General features: G+C 66.4%; 18 protein-coding genes. 4 read left to right on the top strand and 14 right to left on the bottom strand.

From position 1 onward, the window contains the following. Positions 1-25 precede the first annotated feature (25 nt). The 3 genes from QMF22_RS03810 to QMF22_RS03800 all read right to left on the bottom strand — a co-directional run bounded on the left by QMF22_RS03810 (position 26) and on the right by QMF22_RS03800 (position 3227). Positions 26-397: an FKBP-type peptidyl-prolyl cis-trans isomerase gene (locus QMF22_RS03810; RefSeq protein ID WP_104197031.1), complete on the bottom strand. Its 372-nt coding sequence runs from the start codon at positions 395-397 to the stop codon at positions 26-28. Between the two features lie 201 nt (positions 398-598). Continuing rightward, positions 599-1810, bottom strand: a complete 1212-nt coding sequence (locus tag QMF22_RS03805; RefSeq protein WP_283450517.1) for a PrsW family intramembrane metalloprotease — start codon at positions 1808-1810, stop codon at positions 599-601. A 31-nt stretch (positions 1811-1841) separates the two neighbouring features. Continuing rightward, positions 1842-3227 (bottom strand): FAD-binding oxidoreductase, encoded by a 1386-nt coding sequence (locus tag QMF22_RS03800; protein WP_283450515.1) that lies wholly within the window; start codon positions 3225-3227, stop codon positions 1842-1844. A 73-nt stretch (positions 3228-3300) separates the two neighbouring features. Between QMF22_RS03800 and QMF22_RS03795 the strand changes: the two genes are divergently transcribed. Together QMF22_RS03795 and QMF22_RS03790 are read left to right on the top strand one after the other, a co-directional pair. Further along, entirely contained in the window at positions 3301-4851 is a 1551-nt protein-coding gene (locus QMF22_RS03795) for an AlkA N-terminal domain-containing protein (RefSeq protein WP_283450511.1), read from the top strand. A gap of 54 nt (positions 4852-4905) precedes the next feature. After that, positions 4906-5781 carry a fumarylacetoacetate hydrolase family protein gene (locus QMF22_RS03790; RefSeq protein ID WP_283450510.1) on the top strand — a complete coding sequence of 292 codons (876 nt, stop codon included), beginning with the start codon at positions 4906-4908 and terminating at the stop codon, positions 5779-5781. Positions 5782-6232: 451 nt separating this feature from the next. Here the strand turns inward: QMF22_RS03790 and QMF22_RS03785 are convergent, their stop codons facing one another. Together QMF22_RS03785 and QMF22_RS03780 are read right to left on the bottom strand one after the other, a co-directional pair. Further along, on the bottom strand, positions 6233-7660 hold the full coding sequence (locus tag QMF22_RS03785; protein ID WP_502846903.1) for an NCS2 family permease: 1428 nt from the start codon (positions 7658-7660) through the stop codon (positions 6233-6235). 124 nt (positions 7661-7784) lie between these two features. Further along, on the bottom strand, positions 7785-9344 hold the full coding sequence (locus QMF22_RS03780; RefSeq protein ID WP_283450508.1) for a carboxylesterase/lipase family protein: 1560 nt from the start codon (positions 9342-9344) through the stop codon (positions 7785-7787). 124 nt (positions 9345-9468) lie between these two features. Here QMF22_RS03780 and QMF22_RS03775 point away from each other — a divergent pair, with 124 nt between their 5' ends. Then, positions 9469-10746, top strand: a complete 1278-nt coding sequence (locus QMF22_RS03775; protein ID WP_283450506.1) for a uracil-xanthine permease family protein — start codon at positions 9469-9471, stop codon at positions 10744-10746. Between the two features lie 155 nt (positions 10747-10901). On the opposite strand, the gene QMF22_RS03770 is transcribed toward QMF22_RS03775, so the two are convergent. Genes QMF22_RS03770 through QMF22_RS03760 form a run of 3 tightly spaced genes read right to left on the bottom strand, consistent with a single transcriptional unit; the run spans position 10902 to position 12902 of the window. Next, the gene (locus tag QMF22_RS03770) at positions 10902-11234 is read right to left on the bottom strand and encodes a peptidase (protein ID WP_283450504.1); all 333 of its coding nucleotides are present in this window, start codon (positions 11232-11234) and stop codon (positions 10902-10904) included. Then, entirely contained in the window at positions 11231-12436 is a 1206-nt protein-coding gene (locus tag QMF22_RS03765; protein WP_283450502.1) for an inorganic phosphate transporter, read from the bottom strand. The genes QMF22_RS03770 and QMF22_RS03765 overlap by 4 nt, the downstream gene beginning before the upstream one ends. Next, positions 12429-12902: an 8-oxo-dGTP diphosphatase gene (locus tag QMF22_RS03760; RefSeq protein ID WP_283450500.1), complete on the bottom strand. Its 474-nt coding sequence runs from the start codon at positions 12900-12902 to the stop codon at positions 12429-12431. The genes QMF22_RS03765 and QMF22_RS03760 overlap by 8 nt, the downstream gene beginning before the upstream one ends. A gap of 57 nt (positions 12903-12959) precedes the next feature. Between QMF22_RS03760 and QMF22_RS03755 the strand changes: the two genes are divergently transcribed. Continuing rightward, positions 12960-13214, top strand: coding sequence for a mycoredoxin (locus QMF22_RS03755; protein WP_092340957.1), 255 nt, complete (start codon positions 12960-12962; stop codon positions 13212-13214). An 82-nt stretch (positions 13215-13296) separates the two neighbouring features. On the opposite strand, the gene QMF22_RS03750 is transcribed toward QMF22_RS03755, so the two are convergent. The 6 genes from QMF22_RS03750 to QMF22_RS03725 form a co-directional block, all read right to left on the bottom strand. After that, on the bottom strand, positions 13297-14325 hold the full coding sequence (locus QMF22_RS03750) for a 6-phosphofructokinase (protein WP_283450496.1): 1029 nt from the start codon (positions 14323-14325) through the stop codon (positions 13297-13299). A gap of 5 nt (positions 14326-14330) precedes the next feature. Beyond that, positions 14331-16517, bottom strand: a complete 2187-nt coding sequence (locus QMF22_RS03745; RefSeq protein WP_283450494.1) for a DEAD/DEAH box helicase — start codon at positions 16515-16517, stop codon at positions 14331-14333. 293 nt (positions 16518-16810) lie between these two features. After that, entirely contained in the window at positions 16811-17146 is a 336-nt protein-coding gene (locus QMF22_RS03740) for a DUF6804 family protein (protein ID WP_283450492.1), read from the bottom strand. Between the two features lie 11 nt (positions 17147-17157). Then, complete coding sequence (locus QMF22_RS03735; protein ID WP_283450490.1) at positions 17158-19065, bottom strand: DUF2207 family protein; 1908 nt, start codon at positions 19063-19065, stop codon at positions 17158-17160. Between the two features lie 54 nt (positions 19066-19119). Then, positions 19120-19680: a GDSL-type esterase/lipase family protein gene (locus tag QMF22_RS03730; RefSeq protein ID WP_283450488.1), complete on the bottom strand. Its 561-nt coding sequence runs from the start codon at positions 19678-19680 to the stop codon at positions 19120-19122. Positions 19681-19778: 98 nt separating this feature from the next. Further along, on the bottom strand, positions 19779-21299 hold the full coding sequence (locus QMF22_RS03725; RefSeq protein WP_283450485.1) for an SDR family oxidoreductase: 1521 nt from the start codon (positions 21297-21299) through the stop codon (positions 19779-19781). Between the last annotated feature and the right edge of the window lie 29 nt (positions 21300-21328).

The following is a 21328-nucleotide window of genomic DNA, read 5'->3' as shown; positions in this document are numbered from 1 at the left end:
CCGGTCACAGTCTGGGTCGAACGGCTCAGCTCACGCCGAGCAGGTCGATCACGAAGATCAGGGTCTGGCCGGAGAGGCGGTGTCCGGAACCGGCCGGTCCGTAGGCGAGGTGCGGGGGTACAACGAGCTTGCGGCGGCCGCCGACCTTCATGCCGGGAATACCTTCCTGCCAACCGGCGATGAGTGAGCGCAGCGGAAAGTTGATCGACTGGCCGCGGTTCCAGGACGAGTCGAACTCGTCGCCGGACGCAAACTCTACGCCGAGGTAGTGCACGTCGACGGTCGCGCCGGCGGTAGCCTCGGCACCGTCGCCGACGACGACATCGGTGATCTCGAGTTGTTCGGGCGCAGCGCCCTCCGGGAAGTCAATTTCGGGCTTGGAATTCAAATCAGTCATACCCCCATCCAACCGGATCGGCCGCAGAAATGCACACCGGCGGCCCACCGGGCAGGTCGGAAAAAATAATGCTTGCGCCGGCCCGCTCGCGGGTGCACTCTTGGTGTACACCAACTCGTCGCATCGGGAGAGTCGTCGGCACTGCCACACCACCGAAGCGGCGAGTTTCTGTTGGTGCTGCGCCTACGGGACTGCTGCCGCCTAACCCGGCCGCACCTGCCCCAGCACGTCGGCCCGATGATTCATCAATCGTCCGAGCAGGCGAGCCTCGTGGGCGTGCAGCGCCGGAGTGCTCTGGCCACGCACCAGGCGGTCACGCACGAAGGCAAGGCGGGTCGCATCCGCTATGAACAGGCGCATGGCAAGCTTTTTGGGTCGTTGCTGGCGGCGGCCCCAGGCGAGCGCCTGACGTCGGCCGGCGCCGGTGCCGAGCATCGAGATCTCCGCGGCGGTGAACCAGCCGGCCTGCGAATATTCGTGCAGCCGCCGCAAAGTGATGCGGGCTTCCTGCCGCCGCAGCAACACCACGACGAGAATGACGACGACGAACAGCGGTACCTGCACGACCGCGTAGTAGATGAGCACGGAGGCGTCACCGTTGAGTACAAAAGTGGAACCGTTCCACAGTGCGTGCAGAAGGATGGCGGGGATGAGGCCGAGCAGAAAATAGCCGACCGCCCCGCCCTGGCTGGCGCTGCGCCGAGCGGCAAGTCCGAGGGCGAGCCCGGTACAGATCGTGAACGTGACGTGGGCGAACGGCGAAAAAACCCCGCGCAGCAGAAACGTGATGCCGAGGCCCTGCGCGTTGCCCTCGGTCATGGCCAGGCCGAAGTATTGAATGTTCTCCGAGAATGCGAAGCCGGCCGCAATCGTCGCGGCGTAGACGACGCCGTCGACCGGGCCGTCGAAGTGTCTCCGCACGGCCCAGAACAGCACGAGAATGCCGAAGCCCTTGGCGGCTTCCTCCACGATCGGGGCTTGAATGACAGCGGATCCGAAATCACTCCCGGTCAGTGCCCCCGCGCTGGCCGCGATCGTGATCTGAACGCCGAGGTCGAAGAGCAGTGCGGTGACGATGGAGATGCCGGCACCCCACAGCAGGGCGAAGATGAGGGCGGGCCGCGGCTCCGGATCCCAACGGTCGATCCAGCGCACCGCAAGCAGCACGACAGCAAGCGGCAGAAGCGCCAGGATCAGCCCGACGAGCAGGGCACCGGTTCCGAGAAACGTGGTGAGGTACAAGAACACGGCGAGCAGGGCGAGCCCGGCGAGAACGATGCCGATCACGGCCAGTACGATCGGGCCGGCGCGAGACGGGCGGACCGGCTGGCTCCAGACCGGCTGCACCGGGGCCGGACTCGCCTGCACGGGCTGCGGGGCTGGCTGCTGGCCTGGTGGCTGGTCGAGGCTCATTGTTCGAGAATACCGGCCCGGGCGGCTCAGCTCAGGCCGCGAACATGGTGCCGGCGTTCAGAAGACCGAGCGGGTCGAAGACGGCCTTGAGCTGGCGTTGCAGCTCGAGGCTCGTGTCGCCGATCTCATCGCGCAACCAGCGGCGCTTCAGCACACCGACGCCGTGTTCCCCGGTGAGCGTGCCGCCGAGGGCGAGCGCGGCCTGGAACATCTCGTCCGCGGCGGCCCAGATCTCGTCTGGCACCGCGGCATCCGCTTCCCCGCCACGGGGAATGACGAAGTTCGGGTGCAGGTTGCCGTCACCTGCGTGAGCGACGGTGGGGATGGGGATGCCGGTGCGGGCGCTGATCTCGGCGATCGCGGCGAACATCGCGGCCATGCGCGAGCGCGGCACCGACACGTCTTCGATCAGCACCCGGCCGTGCTGCTCCAGGGCCGGGTGCATGGCGCGGCGGATGGCCAACAGGCGGTCGCCGGAGGCAGCATCCGTTGACAGGCTGGCTTCGCCGCCGGACGCCCGCAGCACGGCAACGGTCTGTTCGGCTTCGGCGAGCGCCGCCGGACCGTCGGTCTGCACCAGCAGGAACGCGCCGCGACCGAGCGGCAGACCGGCCGAGCCCTCAGGCCCGAGGTACGCGGCCACCAGACCGAGCGCGACCGGGTCGATCAGTTCCATCACAGCGGGGCGGATGCGTGCCGCCGTGATCGCGGCGCTGGCTGCGGCCGCCGCCGTGACCGTGTCGAAAACCGCACCGATAGTGGCGACGGTGCCCGCGGTGAGCGCGCGCACCCGCACGGTCGCCTCGACTATGACGCCGAGGGTGCCTTCGGAACCGGTGAGCAGCGCCGTGAGGTCGTAACCGGTGACGCCCTTGACCGTGCGATGCCCGGTGCGCAGCAGGCTGCCGTCTGCGAGTACGACGGTCAGGCCGAGCACCGCCTCCCGCGTGACGCCGTACTTGGCGCAGAGCAAGCCACCGGCGTTCGTGGCGATGTTTCCGCCGACGGTGGAGATGGCTTTGCTGGCCGGATCGGGCGCAAACCACAGGTCATGCTTGGCGAGCTCGTCGTTGAGGTGCTGGTTGATCACTCCGGCTTCCACGACGGCGAGTTCGTCGTCGGCGTTGATTTCGAGAATGCGGGTGAGCCCGGCCACGCTCAGCACGATGGCACCGTCGGTGCCGCAGGCTCCGCCGGACAGTCCCGTTCCAGCTCCGCGGGTGACCACCGGCACCCGGAATTCGGTGGCGATGCGCAATACGGCCTGCACGTGGGCGACCGTGGTGGCCCGCACCAGGGCGAGGGGTATGCCATCGGCGATCCAGCCGGATTTGTCGGTGCGGCTGGCCGCGAGGTCTATTGGTGCGGTGCTGACGATGTCGCCAAGCTCGGACTGGAGGCGCAGCAGTGCGTTCATCCGTTCAGCCTATCTAAGGCACCATGTCCGATTTTCGCTACCAGTGCGAACCCGGGCGTGGCAGGCTGAGGGAATGAACCGTTCCGCCGCCGCGCCGCCCGTGGCCGACCCGGTCTTCGCCGAGCGCTACCGGGCCATGTCCGCCCGCGACGCGCGCTTCGACGGCCAGTTCATCACCGGTGTGCACACGACCGGCATCTACTGCCGACCGAGCTGCCCGGCCACCACGCCCAGGCCCGGCAACGTGTCGTTCTACCTCACCGCCGCAGCCGCGCACGAGGCGGGCCTGCGCGCCTGCAAACGCTGCCTGCCCGATGCCGTTCCAGGCTCGCCGGCCTGGAACATGCGCGACGACCTAGCCGCCCGGGCGATGCGGCTGATCTCCGACGGCATCGTGGAGCGGCAGGGTGTGCCGGGACTCGCCGCCCGGCTCGGCTACACCCCCCGGCACGTGACCCGCGTGCTGGTCGCCGAGCTCGGTGCCGGGCCGCTCGCGCTGGCCCGCGCGCACCGGGCGCAGACGGCGCGCCTGCTGCTGCTGAACACGGAGCTGCCGATCACGGACGTGGCATTTGCTGCCGGTTTCGGCAGCGTGCGCCAGTTCAACGACACCGTCGTCGCCGTGTATGAGCGCACGCCCTCGGAGGTGCGTGCCACGCGTCGCGGCCCACCCGCACACGAGGACCAGAGCGTTGACCACGCCGAGACCAAAATTTCGCTCCAGTTGCCGGCCCGGGCGCCGTTCGACGGCACTGGAGTGCTGCGCTTTCTAGCCACCAGGGCCCTGCCCGGCGTTGAGGTTGCCACCGATTCCAGCTACGCCCGCACGGTGCGCCTGCCGCACGGCACGGCAGTGCTCGAGGTGACCCTGGCGGGAACGGATGCTGCCCCATCGGTGGCCTGTAGCATCCGCCTGTCGCATCTCGCCGACCTGGCGCCGCTGGTGAGCCGGGTGCGGCGTCTGTTCGACCTGGACGCCGACGCGCTGGCGATCGACGCGCAGCTCGCCGCCGATCCGACGCTCACGGCGTCGGTCGCCCAGACGCCCGGCCTGCGGGTACCGGGAAGCATGGACGCCGAGGAGACGGTCTTTCGGGCGCTGATCGGGCAACAGGTGTCGGTCGCTGGCGCGCGCACGGCGCTCACCCGACTGGCCGACGCGCTCGGTGAGCGCATGCCGAGCCCGAGCGGCGAACCCGGCCTGCTGTTTCCGACGGCGGCGCGGATCGCTGAGGAAGGGCGGGCGGTGCTGCGCGGACCGGGCGCCCGGATCGACACGATTCTGCACGTGGCCCAGCTGCTGGCGTCGGGCGAACTGTCGCTCTCGTTCGGGCAGAGCCGGGCCGACCTCGAAGCCAGCTTGGTGGCGCTGCGCGGCATCGGCCCGTGGACGGCGGGGTACGTCGCGATGCGGGTGCTCGGCAGCCCGGACATTCTGCTCACCAGCGACCTGGCCCTGCGGCAGGGCGCCGGGCGGCTCGGTCTGCCGGTCGAGCCGCGCGCGCTCGCGACCCGCGGCGCGGGCTGGGCGCCGTGGCGCAGTTACGCGGGAATGCATTTGTGGCAGGCGGCCGGGGCGAAGCCCGTTTCCTCTGTTTCCGTTTCCTCCAAGCAGACCGGATGAGGGTTGGAGCACCCCACAGGGCATTCCCTCGGCCCGGCCAGCTAGCCTAGAAGAGTGAAATTTGCGCATCTCAGAGTTGACGGCCATTCCATTCCCCGATTGGCCGTGGTCTTTGACGACGCGGCACTGTTTCTCGACGACGTCATGAACGACGCCCCGCGAGACCTGCAGGACCTCCTCGAACGTGGCGACGCCGGCTACGAACGGGTGCGCGCGATCAGCCTCGACGCCGTTTCAGCCGGGGCGGCGCTGATACCGGTCGATGAGCTGCGGCATTCCTCCGCGGTGCTGCGCCCGCCGCAGATCATCGCTATCGGCGCCAATTACGCCGCGCACTCCTCCGAGCTGAGCCTGCGTCTCGAGACTGCGGCGACGGTGTTCTCGCTCTGGCCCAACTCCCTCACCGGGCACGGCTCGACCATCACCTGGCCGCGCGACCTCACCAAACAGGTTGACTACGAGGCCGAACTCGGCGTCATCATCGGCCGCCCGGCCCGCAACGTGGCGGTCGCCAACGCCCTGGACTACGTCTTCGGCTACACCGTCGTCAACGACATCACCGCGCGTGACCTGCAGTTCTCTGAGGCGCAGTGGTCTCGCTGCAAGTCGTTCGACGGTTTCACCCCGACCGGCCCGCTCGTCGTCACCGCGGATGAGATCGGCGACCCGCAGAACCTGTGGTTGACCACCCACGTTGATGGCCGCATTCTGCAGGATGCCTCGAGCGGCGATATGGTGCGAACCGTTGCGGAGATCATCTCCTACCTATCCAAGACGTCAACACTCCTGCCGGGAACCCTGATCTCCACCGGCAGCCCGGGCGGCGCCGGCTACAGCCGCAAACCCCCGATCTTTCTACGCGACGGGTCGACGGTGACTATCTCGATCGACAAGATCGGCATGCTCACGACGCACTGCCGCGAAATCTAGTCGCACCAGTAGTCACCCGACAGGAATCCCCATGACGGACACCACCCCGAGAACCTATCCGCAGGGCGTGCCCTCCTGGATCCGGCACCGATTCCGCGGTCCGGAACACCTACATCGCTGTGACGGATGCCGACGCCTCAGCCGCCACCGTCGCCGCGGCAGGCGGCACCGCGCTGGCCCCGCCCGCCGATGCCGGATCCGGCGGACGAGCCGTCGTCTGCGCTGATCGCAGCGGCGCAGACTTCGGCCTCTGGCAGGCCTATCGTCGCTTGGGCGCGAACCGTCAACGTTCCGGGCAGCTGGGAAGACTGTGGCCTCGCAGTTTGCCCGCAAACCATGGAGCCGAACGTGGCGGTTCGTGGTCCGTGCTCTCTCGCCCCGTCGAGGCGACGGCACCGCGCTGCTGCGGTGTCTCGATGAGGCGAGCGAGAGCATCCGCTCGCCCGGCAACTCAGCCGATCAGAGCCTCGACCGGACCCCGCACGAAGTACAGCACGAAACCGACCGCGACGACCCACAACAGCGGGCTGATCTCGCGGCCCTTGCCGGAGAGGCTGCGCACGAGCACCCAGCTGATGAACCCGGCGCCGATGCCGTTGGCGATCGAGTAGGTCAGCGGCATCACGATGATGGTCAGAAAGATCGGCAGCGTGCTGGAGAACTCGGTGAAGTCCAGGTGGCGAATCTGCGAGACCATGAGCGCTCCCACGATCACGAGGGCGGCGGCGGCCACTTCGAGCGGCACGATCTGGGTCAGCGGCGTGAAGAACATGGCGGCCAGAAAGAGGATGCCGGTGACCACGTTGGCCGCGCCGGTGCGAGCACCCTCGCCGATTCCAGCACCGGATTCGATGAAGACTGTGTTCGAGGAAGCGCTCGTGGCACCGCCGGCGACGGCGCCGATGCCCTCCACGATCAGGGCGGACTTGAGCCGGGGAAACTTGCCGTCCTGGTCGGCCAGACCGGCTTCACTGGCGAGGCCGGTCATGGTGCCCATGGCGTCGAAGAAGTTCGTGAACACGAGGGTGAAGACGAGCATCACGGCGGCGAGCATGCCGATGCGTTCGAACGCGCCGAAGGAGACTTGGCCGATCAGGCCGAGGTCGGGCAGGGCCACGACGCTCGTCGGCAGTACGGGCGCGTTCAGGTTCCAGCCGGCCGGGTTCGTGCCGAGCGAGGGGCCGACCTTGAAGATGGCCTCCAGGATCACGGCGATGGCGGTGGTCGCGACGATGCCGATCAACAGCGCTGCCTTGACTTTGCGGGCCAAGAGCACGCCGATGATGATGAGCCCGATCACGAAGACCGCGGTCGGCAGGGTGGCGATCGAGCCGGCGTCGCCGAGCTGCACGGGCGGTGAGTTCGCGCCGCTGGCCCGCACGAAGCCGGAGTCGACCAGTCCGATGAACGCGATGAACAGGCCGATGCCGACCGTGATGGCAATCTTCAGCGGACGCGGGATCGCGTTGAAGATGAGTTCACGCAGGCCGGTCGAGGCCAGCAGCACGATGATGAGGCCGTTGATGACGACCAGGCCCATCGCTTCGGCCCAGGTGACCTGGCCAACAACGCTCACAGCGAGGAACGAGTTGATGCCGAGCCCGGCAGCGAAACCGTAGGGCAGGCGGGCGATGAGGCCGAACAGGATGGTCATGACGCCGGCGGTCAGGGCGGTGACGGCGGCAACCTGCTCGTTGGGCAGCCAGCCGCCTTCCACGTCGACGGCGGCTTGGTCGGCGCTGAAGCCGCCGAGAATCAGCGGATTCAAAATGACAATGTAGGCCATCGTCACGAAGGTCACTACGCCGCCGCGAAATTCCCGAGACCAGGTGGAGCCGCGACTGGTGATCTCGAAGTACGAGTCGACCCGGGCTTTCAGGCCACGTGCTGCCGGTTGGGGCGAGGCCGCATTGGTGGGTGTTTCAGTGCTCGAAATGGTGTGCTCCCGGTGCCGTGGCCTTTAACGCAAGGTTCCAGTCTACGACCAGGCCAGCCAGGTCAACTCAAACGTGCGGTACGAACCGTCCCCAGGCCAGTCGCCGCTCTCGGTGCGGGTCGGATTCGACGTGGTCTGTTTGGTCGATGATGAGAGTTTCCCGGGTGCTTTCGTCGTAGAGCGGCCAGGCCGCCGACGGTACCCCGCCGGTTACGAACCCGAGCCACCAACCCTGCATCCTGGTGCCGATGTCCAGAAAAGTGCGGCGCCCGCCGAGCGCCGTCATGCCGCGGCCGAACCACCCGTCGAGCCGGTCGAACAGCGGAAACAGTTCGAGCCCGTGGGTCGCGTCGAGGCCCATCAGACGCAGCAGCCGCGGGGCGGCGTCGAAGCGGTAGAAGTACACCGGCGCGTAGCGGGAGTGTCGTTCTGCGACCTTCACGCTCGGGTACCAGAACGAATAGTCGCCGCCGAAATCGAGCGACGCCCGCAACGCGGGAATACCCGGGTATTGCGCCTTGAGGGCCTTTTTGGCCTTCTTCTTGGTTTTCTTGAATATCGCGCGGATCCGCGCCGGTGTCGTGGCCAGAATGTCGATCCGGCCGCTGAACAGCGACCCCTCGCGCGCGTTGGTGCCGATGATCAGCGGGATACGCGCGGCCCGACCGTCCCGAAATGCGTCGAGCGGCCGCTCCGGCAGAAAATTGCCGTCGATCACGGGGCAGAGTGGAATCGTGCCCGGGTCCTGGTCAGGCGTGCGCACGGTCAGCGCGGTCGTCGCTGCGGCAAGCTGCGCCGGGCTGGCCGCCAGGAGCAGGCGGACGGCATCCGCGTCGCTGTGCGGGCCGTCGGTCAGGCTGTCCACGAATTCGCCGGCCCAGCGCGCGGTGAGATCGCTCGGGTAGACCGCGTTCGGCGGTGCACTCTGCGCGATGGCCCGGTGGAACACTCCGGCCGCGCTCGGCACGGTCATCAGCGTGGTGACCGCGTTGCCGCCGGCCGACTCGCCGAACAGGGTGACGGCATCCGGGTCACCGCCGAAGGCGTGAATGTTCTCCTGTACCCATTGCAGGGCGGCGACCTGATCTCGTAACCCCAGGTTGCTCTCAAACGGATGCTCCGCCGTGGCATAGCGGGAGAAGTCCAGGTATCCGAGGGCCCCGAGTCGGTAGTTGAGGCTGACGTAAACGATGCCGCCCCGCAGCACGAGGCCTTCGCCCTGCCGCGGAACCTCACGGCTGGAGCCGACGCTGTAGGCGCCGCCGTGGATGAACACCATCACCGGCCGCAGCGCGTCCTGAAGCTGCGCGCCGGGGCGCAGCCGCTCGTCTGGTGCGATCACGTTGAGGTTGAGGCAGTCTTCGCCCTGCGGAATGCGCGGGTGAGCGCCGCGAAACTGGCCTCTGTGACTCTGCGGAGCGATCGGGCCCCACTCGGTCGCGTCGCGCACGCCGTGCCAGGTAGGCGCCGGTTGCGGAGCACGAAAACGCAGCTCACCCACCGGAGCCGCCGCGTAGGGAATACCGCGCCAGGCCAGCACGCCGCGCTCGCGCACCCCGCGGAGCAGTCCGGTGGCCACTCTCACCTCCAGCCCCGCCTCGGTGGTGGGATCAGCGAGTTGACTCATGCGCCCGAGTCTATTCCGCCGTGCTGTGAGGCCGTGCTGTGAGGGCCGGTTGTCGGCTGCGACTACGCTCGACTGTGATCAGGCAACAGGACTGATCACGCAGCATAAAGAAACGAGAACCACGATGGCACTGCCCTGGACCCTGCACGGCGACGGAAAAACAGTCGGGGCCCAGGAGGTCGTCGGTCCGGGCGAACGCCTGAGCTGGCCGCTCACCATCGGCATCGGCTCGCAGCACGTCGTGGCCATGTTCGGTGCGACCTTTCTGGTGCCGCTACTCACCGACTTTCCGCCGAGCACTACGCTGCTGTTCTCTGGCATCGGAACCCTGCTGTTTTTGCTGATCACCGGCAACAAACTGCCCAGCTATCTGGGCTCATCGTTCGCCTTCATCGCGCCGATCACCGCGGCTACCGCCTCGGCAGGAATGGGCAGCGCCCTGTTCGGCATCATGGCCGTCGGTGTGCTGCTCGCCCTGGTCGGCGTCATCGTGCAACTCACCGGAACCGGCTGGATCGACCGGCTGATGCCGCCGATCGTCTCTGGCGCTATCGTCGCGCTGATCGGTTTCAACCTCGCCCCGGTGGCCAAGGACAACTTCGACACGGCACCGCTCACCGCGCTGATCACGCTCGTCGCGGTGATTCTGTGTACGGTGCTGTTTCGCGGCATCCTCGGTCGCCTGTCGATCTTTCTCGGCGTGGTCGTGGGCTACGTCGCGGCCGTCTTCTTCGGCGAGGTCGACTTCAGCCGGGTCGCCGACGCCGCGTGGATCGGGCTGCCGCCGTTCACCGCACCCGCCAACCCGTTTGAGAACCCAGCCGCCGTCTTCGGGGTGCTGCCCGCCTTTATCCCCGTCGTCCTCGTGCTGATCGCCGAGAACGTTGGCCACATCAAGGGCGTGGCTCAGATGACGGATGCGAAGGTGAACCGGCTCACCGGGCGGGCCCTGCTGGCCGACGGCCTCGCCACGATGCTGGCCGGTTTCGGCGGCGGCAGCGGAACCACGACCTACGGCGAGAACATCGGAGTCATGGCGGCGACTCGCATTTACTCCACCGCGGCGTATTGGGTGGCCGGCATCGTGGCGATTCTTCTCGGCCTCTCCCCCAAGGTCGGCGCGATCATCTTCACGATCCCCGACGGGGTGCTCGGCGGTGTGACCACGGCGCTCTACGGGCTGATTGGTGTGATCGGCGTCAAGATCTGGCTCGATAACAAGGTCGACTTCTCCAAGCCGGTGAACCAGTTCACTGCCGCGACCGCCCTCATCATCGGCATCGCCGACTTCACCCTGAACGCGGGCACCCTGAGCTTCAACGGCATCGCTCTCGGCACCGTCGCCGCCATCGTCATCTACCACCTGATGACCTGGCTGGGCCGCCTGCGCCAGACCGCCTGACCCACCCTCACACTGCACGGGGCCGGGGCCCGTCCCCGGAGCCGGCGCCGAGGCATCCGTCAGTCCAGCTCTCAGCAGGCGGACCTGCGTCAAGACACGGGAGTTCCGCGTCGCGCGCCGCGACGCAACTCCCGCGCGGCGTGAAACTGCAGTCGCTATTGGTGCAGGGCGGGCACGATCAGGTAGACGCCGTACAGCACGGCGACGCCGCACAGCACGAAGCAGGCAAAGCCGGCGTAGAGCGCCAGGCGTTTCAGCCCGGGCGTGAGCGGGTTGGCCGCGGCGGCCTTGCGCGCTCGTTTGACCTGTTTCGCTGCCTTCTTCGGGCTCAGCACGGTGATCGCGCCAGTGAATTCGTGCGGCTCGACCAGAGGGATGCGACCGGCCGTGGTGAGCAGGCGCAGGCCCAGCGAGTAGAGACTCACGAGCAGAGCGGCCGCGAGCAATGACGCGACCGAGACGATGAGAAATGCGCTCCAGTCGATCACAGCGACACCTTTCTGCGGTCGCCGCGGCCACGACGCGTGGGCCGGCGCGGCGTCTTCTTGATATTGACCACCCGTCCGGCGTCATCGATGTCGTTGAGCAGGGTGTGGTGGGTAACCCGGTTGCGGCGAGACCAGCGGAACAGAGCCATGATCACGATCGTTCCGATCACCATGTCGAGCACGATGCCTACGGGTCCGAGCAAGGCCAGCCCGGCGGCGAACGCACCCATGATGGCCGAGGCCGGCAGCGTCATGACCCAGCCGAGAGCGATGCGCCCGGCCATTCCCCAGCGGATGGTCGACCCGCGGCGGCCCAGGCCGGAACCGATCACCGAACCGGAGGCAACCTGGGTGGTGGATAGCGCGAATCCGAGGTGGCTGGAGGCGAGAATGGTCGCGGCCGTGCTGGTCTCGGCGGCAAAACCCTGGGCCGGCTTGATCTCGGTCAGGCCGGTTCCCATGGTACGGATGATGCGCCAACCGCCGGTATAGGTACCGATGGCAATGGCGAGGGCGCAGGCGGCGATGACCCAGAAGGTGGGTCCGCTGCCGACGGCCTGAAACCCGCCGGCGATGAGGGTGAGGGTGATCACTCCCATGGTCTTCTGGGCATCGTTGGTGCCGTGGGCCAGAGCTACGAGCGAGGAGGAGAAGATCTGCGCGTATCGGAACCCGCCCCGACCGTCTGGCTTGCCGACATCGCGCCGGGTGATCATGTAGGCCAGGCGGGTGGCGACGAGCGCCACGCCTCCGGCGATCAGCGGGGCGATCAGCGCGGGGAGAATAACCTTGGCGGCCACGACGTTGTAGTCAACGGCCTGGGTGCCGACGCCGATGATCGTGGCGCCGATCAGGCCACCGAACAGGGCGTGGCTCGAGCTGGACGGCAGTCCCATCAGCCAGGTGACCAGGTTCCACACGATAGCGCCGATCAGCCCGGCGAAGATGAGTTCGGGGGTGATCAGTATCCCGCCGTTCCCCTCCTTGATGATGCCGCCCGACACGGTGCGCGCAACCTCAGTGGAGAGAAAAGCCCCGACCAGATTGAGAATGGCGGCAACACCCACGGCGACCTTGGGCTTCATCGCGCCGGTCGCGATCGGGGTGGCCATGGCGTTCGCCGTGTCGTGAAAACCGTTGGTGAAGTCGAAGATGAGTGCCAGGGCAATTACCAGAACGATGATGAGGCTGAATTCAGGCACGCGACACCACGCTTTCCAGATCGGCTCCGAAGGTGAAGGTGGCGCGCACCGGCACTCCGTCGAGCACCCCGGGCAGCCAATGCCGGGCGTCGTCCCACATCTCATCGACCGGCAGGGTCGCCACGTCGAACCAGACGGGGTTCAGCTCGTTCGATTCCCGCGGGGTTCCAGACCAGTCGGTGCAGACGAACACGGTCGATTCCTGGCTCCACTTCTGCCGGTGCGGAAACAGGTAGGTGAGGTACCCCAGTTCCGTCAAAGCGGATGCCGCCACCACCAACCCGGATTCCTCCTCGATTTCGCGCACCGCAGCATCCACTGCGCTTTCGCCGATTTCGAGCTTGCCGCCGAGGCCGACGATGTTGCCCACGCCGAGGCCTTTCTTCTTGCGCCCCAGCAGTACCTGCCGGTTGCCTTCTGGAGATAGTCGGGTGAGGTAGCACACGCATACCTGGGGCAAAGTCATTGCTTCATCTTAACCCGCATGCGGTTCATTCGGAGGCGGCTCGGATAAGCTCGCGTCATGGACTTTGTACCCGCTACCGGAACCATCACCATGTTCACCACCGACTGGTGCGGCTACTGCAAACGATTGAAGAAGCAGCTCGACACCGCCGGCATCGGCTACACCGAGGTGAATATCGAGCAGGTTGACGGCACACCGGAACTCGTGATGAGCCTGAATAACGGCAACCAGACCGTGCCGACCATTCTGTACCCCGACGGATCGGCCGCGACCAACCCCTCACTGGCTCAGGTGCAGGCCAAACTCGCCTGACCAGCCCGCCGCGACTTTGCACCTCGCGGCACTCGTTTGAGAAGCCGGCACTGGTTGGAACAGGTGCCACGAGCTCACTCGTCTAGCCGAACAGTACGGCAGCCTCGTCGTAGCGGGCCGGTGAGACCCGCTTGAGGCCGATCGTGGCCGACGCGATGCTCACGACGTCGATCTCGGTGCCGCGCAGCGACACCATTGAGCCCCACTGCGAGTTGTGGATCGCGTCGACCGCAGCCATGCCGAGGCGGGTGGCGAGCACCCGGTCGTAGGCAGATGGTGCACCGCCGCGCTGGGTGTGGCCCAGCACCGTAGCCCGGCTTTCGATGCCGGTGCGTTCCTCGATCAGCGGAGCGATGATCTCGCTGATTCCACCGAGACGGGGCCGATGAAAGGCGTCGAGGCCCTTGGTGGAGTGCGCCTCCTCCATGCCGGAGAGCAGAAAACCCTCCGAGACGACGATGACCGGGGCACGGCCGCGGTCACGAACGTGCTCGACCCAGTCGCATATCTGCTCGATTGACTTGGGCTGCTCGGGAATGAGGATGGCGTGGGCGCCGCCGGCCATGCCGGAGTGCAGAGCGATCCAGCCGACGTGGCGCCCCATGACCTCGACGACCATGCAACGACCGTGCGATTCGGCGGTGGTGCGCAGGCGGTCGATGGCTTCGGTGGCGATTTCGACGGCGGTATTGAATCCGAAAGAGTAGTCGGTGGCCTCGAGGTCGTTGTCGATGGTTTTCGGCACGCCGACAATGTTGAGTCCGGCCTCGGTGAGGCGGTGCGCTGCGGTCAGCGTGCCCTCCCCGCCGATCGCGATCACGGCATCGATGCCATTGGCGTCCAGGGTGCGCTGGATGTTCGCCGGGCCGCCATGCTCGCCCTCGAACGGGTTGGTGCGGGAACTGCCCAGAATGGTGCCGCCCTGGCGGGACAGGCCGCGCACGCTGTGACGGTCGAGCTCCATGAACTCGCTCTGCACGAGTCCGCGCCAGCCATTGCGGATTCCGACGAACTCGAAATCATGCGTGCGAACACCCTTGAGCACGGCACCACGAATAACCGCGTTCAGTCCGGGGCAGTCGCCACCGCTAGTGAGAATACCGATCTTCATGCGGGTTACAGCTTTCCGTCGAGGGCCTGGGTGAGCAGGTAGATGAGCGCACTTGCCTGCACCGATTCGGTGGCTGAAAACTCTGCCTGGGACCCGTCGAGGGCCCGAGCGGCCAGACCCTCTTTGCTGCCGATCAGATCGGCGATACGTGCATCGATGGTGTGCGCGGCGATGATGCGCCACGCGGTGACCGGCTCGTCCTGGCCGATGCGGTGCACCCGGTCGATGGCCTGGGTCTGCTCGGCTGCGGTCCAGCTGAGTTCGGCGAGCACCACGTTGGACGCGGCCTGCAGGTTGACGCCGACACCGGCCGCGGTGAGCGAACACACCGCGATCGCAACGTCAGGATCGTTGTTGAAGGCGTCGATCGCGGCCTGGCGGGCCAGGGCGCTCTGGTCGCCGCGCAGCGAAACGGTTTTCAGGTCGCGCTTGGCGAAGATCTCCTCCGCGGTGTCCATGACGTCGATGTGCTTGGCGAAAAACACCACCTTGCCCACCGAGCGGGCCAGTTGCGCAGCGTAATCGGCTGCGAGCCCGGCCTTGGCCTGCCCGATCTTGCGCACCATCGTGAAAACGTTTTCGCCGGTGGTCTGACCCTTGGAATCTTCGAGCTCGGCGTGGGCGACGGCGCGAATGTAGGCATCCCGCTGGTCCTCGTCGGGCACAGCCGGGCCGCCGGATCCGGCGTGACGGGCTGCAACGAGGGCCTGGTAGCGGGTGACCAGGCGGGCACCGAGTTCACGTTCGGCCTGACGAATGGATCGGCCGAGGTCATCGTCGAGTTCCACCGGCAGGTCGGCGATGCGCTTGGCCGGCAGGTCGGCGGCGACGTCGACCTTGCGGCGACGCACGATGCCCATATCAATGACAGCGGCGCGGGCTTCTTTGTAGAAGCCCATGTCTGCGGGGGTCAGCCCGGTCTCCTCGAGACGCTTCAGCAGGGCGGGGGCCGGCTTATCGCCGTCGATCCAACCGAGGAACTGCCAGATGGCTCGAAAATCATCGACGTCGTTGATGAGCGGGGTGCCGGTGAGAGCCATCAGCAGCGGGTTGCCGCCCGGAGTACGGCGGCGGATCTGGTCAGCGAGCGACAGCACGTGCTTCGAGCGCTGCGACGACAGGTTCTTGATGAAGTGCGCCTCGTCGACGACCATGCCCTGGAACCCGAGCGTGCCGAGCCAGGCCAGGTGGCGGTCGAGCACGTCGTAGTTCACCACGACCACGTCGGCGAACGCGTCGAGGGTATCGCCGTCGCCATGGATGACGGTGGCCCGCCGGTTCGGCGTCCACAGCTCGACTTCGCGGGCCCAGTTCATCTTGACCACGTTCGGCACGATAGCCAGCAACGGGTAGGCGTTGGCAACGGATGCCGCCAGCAGGCTCTGCGCCGTTTTGCCGAGGCCAGGCTCGTCGGCGAGCAGGTAGCTACGGTGGCCGAGGCGGGCACTCTCGATGAAACGTGCCTGATGGCGCATGAGCTCCATGCCACCCGGGGAAAGCCGATCGAGGCGGGGGGCTTCCGGCATGTCCATGCTGGCCGCCTGGCCGCCGGAACCGTACTCGAAAGATTTGAACAGGGGGCCGAGCAGTTCCCAATTGGCGAGTCGACGCGGGTGCACGATCGGCTGGGCCCCTGCACTGAAGTCGGGGGCCAGGAACGGGTTAGCCAGCTGCCGGGCTTTCACCGACTGCGGGATGACCTGGTTCTGCAGCACCACCGGTGCCGCCTCGGGCTCACGGGTGATGATGAGTTCGTCGGGGCTGAGTTCGGCACCGGATTCGAGCAGCCAATCGCGCCGAAACCGCTGGGCGACGGTGGAGACGCCGGCATCGGGTTCGAGCAGTGTTATCAGGCTCGTGTCGCGGGCGGCCGTCTTGGCCAGAATCTGGGCGATCCCATCGAGGCGTTTGAGCAGCTCTGCTCGGTTCGCGTCGGAGAGCTCTTTGTCGCCCTTGACCCGGGCGCGTTCCTCCCGCATCAGCAGGGCGATGACCTGGTATTTCGTGCGGTTGGTCGGCCCGAGCTTGCTACCGGACTGCGCCTTCGCTTCGACCTCGCGCACCTTGCGGGCGAGAATCGGAATGATCGGCGCGTCATCGTCGCGGGAACGCGGGTGGGCGCGATTGCGGGTGGACCCACTACGACCGAGGTTGTTCCGGCTGCTCGAGGCATCGGTGCGGGTATAAGCCATTGTTCTCCACTTCGAAGCAGCACGGTACGGGTACCGGCTGTACCTATCCGAGCGTGCCGGTCACGGCATTCTGGTGTTACCGAAACGCGCAGTGTACGCACACCGTTTCTCCGGCGTGCGGAAACAAGTGGTACACGAAACACAGCACGGGCCCTGATCATGACGCCGGACCCAAGGTCAAGCGGATGCTGTCGCAACGGTTTTGCAGATGTGACGGGTACTGCCACCGAATGCGAGAGCCAGTAGAGATCTGATCGAGTTCTCTCAACGCGATAGTAGTCTACGCCCGACGTTCATTCCTTGCGAATTGGCACTTTGGTGCGCAGACCGACGACGATGAAAATGATCGCCGCAATGAACTGAGCCGAGACCCAGCCCTGACCGCTGAGGTCGATGATCACCACCGGGTTCCACAGGACAGCCATCGGAACGAGACCGATCAGCCAGTACCAGGACCGGGCCTGAATCACGAAGACGCAGATGATGAGCGCCAGAATGCTGACCGCGTAACGAATGATGATGAAACTCTCGCCATCCAGAAGCGCGAGTCCGGCAAGCAGTACGATGGCGCCCAGCAGGCCAGGCGCGAGAGCCGAGCGGGTGAACGTCGGTGCGGCTGGTGTGCCCATAGCCCGTGCCATCAGACACCTCCCCCGCCGCCGCCGCCGCCTCCGCCGCCCGAGAAACCCCCGCCGCCGCCGGAACTCGACGAGCTCGTGGCGCTGCCCGACCAGGACGCCGTCGTGGCAGTCTGGAACGAGCTGATCGCACCCGCGAAGTAGGCCGCCTGGAATATTCCGGAACCATAATACCAGTCGGGCTGGGTGTTGCTCTCGGCGTAGTACTGGCTCAGCACGCCGGACCAGTCCTTCTCCTGCCCGAACAGTACGGCCAGGGGCAGCACGCGTTCGTAGAGTTTCACGATCTGCACGGCGGGGGCATCCGCTGTCGCGGTGCCACGGCCGAGATTTGGCCGACCGTTTTCCGGCCGATAGACGGAACGCACGGCTCCCTCCGGACTCTGCAACACTCGCAGCCGATCGGCTTCGGCGAGACCTATATACAACTTGACGCCCTTCAGATAGTCACGCAGTTCCGCACCACTCTCGGTGAGCGTTCTAAAATTGGCGACCAACGCGATCGTGGCAACGGCGGCCACAAAGCCCAGCACGATGATCAGCAGGGGCCAGAACCCGCCCACCACGGTGATGACGGCGCCCACGCCGGCCACGACGGCGACACCGCCGCTGACCACGGCAAGCCCGATGAGCCCACTGCGCAGGGCGACGTTTTTCTGTTCCCGCAGACCCAAACGCAGAGATTCCGCGTGGCTTGCCGTGCGTTCCTTCGCCAGCGCTTTGCTCAGCGAAGTGCTCTTCTTTTTCAGGTCACGCTGGTCGCCGGGCTGGAGTCCGGGAAAGAGCTTGCCGAGAATGCGACTCTCGGTCTCGTCGAGGCCGTCGGCGTGCACGAATTCGAGCAGAAAGTGACTCTTCTTGTCGCCGGCCTCGAGAATGCGTACGTTGCCACGCACCGCGAAGCTGATGAACTGGGCCGCCATCGCCTTGCTGGAGGCACCGACGATGTCTCCGGAGGTGAGCAGGTTCACCCCTCGGGGCGGAAGATACTCGGCGATGATGGTGAATCGACCGCGCGCGTCGCGCAATCGGGTGGCGCGTAAAAGTGCGGCCAACAGGGCGGTCAGCAACGCCACGATGGCGGCGACCAGCCCAATGCTGGGGAGGGCGTTGGCAGTGAAGGAATCATCGCGCGGCACGAAGGTACCCGGCGGAAACTCGACGTCAATGGTCAGGTTCTCCTGCGGCCCGAGATCGAGAGCAAGCGCGGAGACGGTCGGTTCAGTGTCGGACCCGGTGAAACGGATGCTGTCGCACGGCAACTCGGAATCTTCCCGCCCCTGAAAACACCGCAGCTTGCCGCTCAACCGGTCGACCAGCTCCGGATCGAAGCGCACCGTTGCGGTGACCCGGCCGAACGGCTGGTCCCATCCGGTGCCGTTCACGTCCCAGTAGAACTCTTCGGTTTCGGCGCTGTCGGGATACAGCGTGACGTTGGATTGCGCGTACGTGATCACGTAGGTCTGCGCGCCGTGCACGAATTCGTCGGCGGCACTCGTCACCACGAGAAACTCTTCATCGCGGTCTTCGCTGGTGGTCTCGGTGTCAAACGGTCGGGGCGTGCCGTTCTCGTCGGCGACGCTCTCGATCACGATATCCGTGGGGCGCCCCTGGTAGTGCGTGGGGATGGCGCGCTGAATGCCGTGGTTTTGGTCGACCTCTGGGAACCGGGCCACGATGGTCTCCACGGTTGTCAGCGTTGACCGGCCGTCAGCGTCCAGGCCGAGGTCGTATTGGGCGTCGAAGGAGTCAAAGCTGAAGTCGTTGACGTCTCCGACCACCAAACTGAGCGGTGCTGTGGCCGCCTGCGCAGGCGGTGCCTCGGCGAGCACGGCTCCCCCGATGACCAGAACTCCACTGATCAGCGCACCGAGAGTAAGGAAGAGTGCGGGGCGAACCGATCTGAGCATGAGTCCACTCTACCGAGCGTGCCGGGCAGCCAGCTGCGCGGTCGCGCCGGGAGCTCAGGCGTGCTGGATGGGAATCGACGTCGTCGACGGAGGGCGTTCGAACAGCATCTCCAGCCCCGGCTTCAGCTCGGCCAGCCAGGCCGCATACCCGGCCGGATTCAGGTGCAGGCGGTCGATGCCTAATGCCGGGTCGAGCTCGCCGTCCGACAGGGCGAGAGCCGGCCACAGGTCGAGGTATTGCACGTGCTCGGTGGGCGCATACTGCCAGACGTGCCGGTTTATTGAGCGGATGGTCTCGGCGAAATCGCTGTCGCGCGGCAAAACAGACAGAACCATGATGCGGGTCTCCGGCAGGGCGCGGCGCAGGGTATGCAGGATGGTTTCAATGTTGCGCACGACGTATTCGTCGGACTTGCGCCAGCCGAGATCGTTGGTTCCGACCCCGATCACGATGGCGTCCGGCCGCAATTCGATCACGCGCTCCATCTGCGCGATCACCTCATCGGTGGTGTTCCCGCTGGCCGCCAGGTTGTGCACGTCGTGCTCGGGAAACCATTCGTCCCATTGACCGCCCGCAACGAGGCCGTCCCCCAAAAAGGCGAGAGAAACAGACATAGTGACCTCCTACTCGTAACCATCATGCCCCGAACCGGGCCGAGTAGCCAGAATTCCCAGACTATACGCACGTTCTACCCACATCGCTGACCGCGGTGTCAGCCCTCGTCAGATCGAGAAACTGCGGCGAGCGGATGCTCCGCCTCGGCTTTGCGCTCGGCCGCAGCCGTCGCGGTGATGCGCGTAGCCATGCCCTCGAAGATGATGCCGTGGAACGGCAGGATCGCCACCCAGTACAGCCGACCACCGAGGCCGCGAGGGAAGAACACCGCGCGCTGGCGGTAGAGCGAGCCGCCGGCATCCGTTGGTGTGACGCTCATTTCGAGCCAGGCCCGGCCGGGGACGCGCATTTCGGCCCGCAGGCGCAGGAAACTTCCGTGGTCGATCTGCTCCACCCGCCAGAAGTCGAGCACCTCACCGTTGTGCAGGTGGTCGGGGTTGCGGCGGCCGCGGCGAAGGCCGACCCCACCGACGGCTTTGTCCATGAGACCGCGAACGGCCCAGGCCAGCGGAAAGGAATACCAGCCGTTTTCGCCGCCGATGCTCTCGATGACCCGCCAGAGCGCGGCGGGGTCGGCCGACGTGGTCTTCTCGCGCAGGTCGGTGTACACGGCATGGCCGGCCCAGTCCGGGTCGCTCGGCAAGGGGTTGCTCGACGCACCCTCGATGGAGGAGTTGCGCCAGCTCGTCTCCACGTCGCCGTCGCGCATTCGGCCGAGGGCCATGCGCACAGCGCGACGATAGCCAGTGAGGCCACCCTCCGGCTGCGGAATGAAATCGTCGATATCGCTCTCGTGCACGACGCAGTCGTACTGCAGCGACGCGATGATGGGAATGGCGAGGTTACGCGGAATCGGCGTGACCAGGTTCACCCACTGCGAGGCGAGCCACGGGGTGAGTACCGGCAGGGCCGCGATGGCGCGCTGCTTGAGGCCGGCTTCGAGGGCGTAACCGTTCATCATCTGGCCGTACCGCAAGACGTCGGGACCGCCGATATCGAAGGTGCGATTCACGTCGGGGGCCAGGTCGGCCGCCGCCTGCAGGTAGTAGAGCACGTCGCGCACTGCGATCGGCTGGATCTTGTTGCGCACCCATTTGGGCGCGGGCATGTACGGCAGCACGTCGGTCAGGTGGCGGATCATCTCGAACGAGGTGGAACCTGAGCCGATGACGACGCCGGCCTGGAACGCGATGGTCGGTACGCCGCTATTGATCAGGATGCGGCCCACCTCCATCCGGGAGCGCAGGTGGGCCGACAACGTATCCGTGTCAGGGTGCAGCCCGCCGAGGTAGACGATCCGCGCGACGTGGGCCGCCGCGGCCGCCCGGGCGACGTTCTCCGCCGCCGTGTGCTCGGTTTTCTCGAAGTCCCCGGCCGCACCCATTGAGTGCACGAGGTAGTACAGCACGTCGATATCGACACACGCGCGCTCAACCGAGGCCAGGTCGCCGAGGTCTCCCTCGACTACCTCGACCTGATCAGCCCAGGGAACATCGCGCAGTTTCGACGGCGTGCGCACGAGCACCCGCACGGAAAAACCGGCCTCGAGAAGTTTGGGAACGAGACGTCCACCGATGTAGCCCGTTGCGCCGGTGACGAGTGCTCTGCGTAAGGTCATGGCGCAGAGTTTATCGCGTTCCCCCGAGT

Source organism: Cryobacterium sp. PH31-L1 (assembly GCF_030063145.1).
Classification (GTDB): Bacteria; Actinomycetota; Actinomycetes; order Actinomycetales; family Microbacteriaceae; genus Cryobacterium.
Note: the sequence above shows the minus strand (reverse complement) of the source record. Positions and strands in the feature narration are given on the sequence as shown.

Coding starts and splice junctions, on each gene's coding strand:
- QMF22_RS03810 (WP_104197031.1), bottom strand. CDS start 397: ATGACTGATTTGAATTCCAAGCCCGAAATTGACTTCCCGGAGGGCGCT.
- QMF22_RS03805 (WP_283450517.1), bottom strand. CDS start 1,810: ATGAGCCTCGACCAGCCACCAGGCCAGCAGCCAGCCCCGCAGCCCGTG.
- QMF22_RS03800 (WP_283450515.1), bottom strand. CDS start 3,227: ATGAACGCACTGCTGCGCCTCCAGTCCGAGCTTGGCGACATCGTCAGC.
- QMF22_RS03795 (WP_283450511.1), top strand. CDS start 3,301: ATGAACCGTTCCGCCGCCGCGCCGCCCGTGGCCGACCCGGTCTTCGCC.
- QMF22_RS03780 (WP_283450508.1), bottom strand. CDS start 9,344: ATGAGTCAACTCGCTGATCCCACCACCGAGGCGGGGCTGGAGGTGAGA.
- QMF22_RS03775 (WP_283450506.1), top strand. CDS start 9,469: ATGGCACTGCCCTGGACCCTGCACGGCGACGGAAAAACAGTCGGGGCC.
- QMF22_RS03760 (WP_283450500.1), bottom strand. CDS start 12,902: ATGACTTTGCCCCAGGTATGCGTGTGCTACCTCACCCGACTATCTCCA.
- QMF22_RS03755 (WP_092340957.1), top strand. CDS start 12,960: ATGGACTTTGTACCCGCTACCGGAACCATCACCATGTTCACCACCGAC.
- QMF22_RS03750 (WP_283450496.1), bottom strand. CDS start 14,325: ATGAAGATCGGTATTCTCACTAGCGGTGGCGACTGCCCCGGACTGAAC.
- QMF22_RS03745 (WP_283450494.1), bottom strand. CDS start 16,517: ATGGCTTATACCCGCACCGATGCCTCGAGCAGCCGGAACAACCTCGGT.
- QMF22_RS03740 (WP_283450492.1), bottom strand. CDS start 17,146: ATGGGCACACCAGCCGCACCGACGTTCACCCGCTCGGCTCTCGCGCCT.
- QMF22_RS03735 (WP_283450490.1), bottom strand. CDS start 19,065: ATGCTCAGATCGGTTCGCCCCGCACTCTTCCTTACTCTCGGTGCGCTG.
- QMF22_RS03730 (WP_283450488.1), bottom strand. CDS start 19,680: ATGTCTGTTTCTCTCGCCTTTTTGGGGGACGGCCTCGTTGCGGGCGGT.
- QMF22_RS03725 (WP_283450485.1), bottom strand. CDS start 21,299: ATGACCTTACGCAGAGCACTCGTCACCGGCGCAACGGGCTACATCGGT.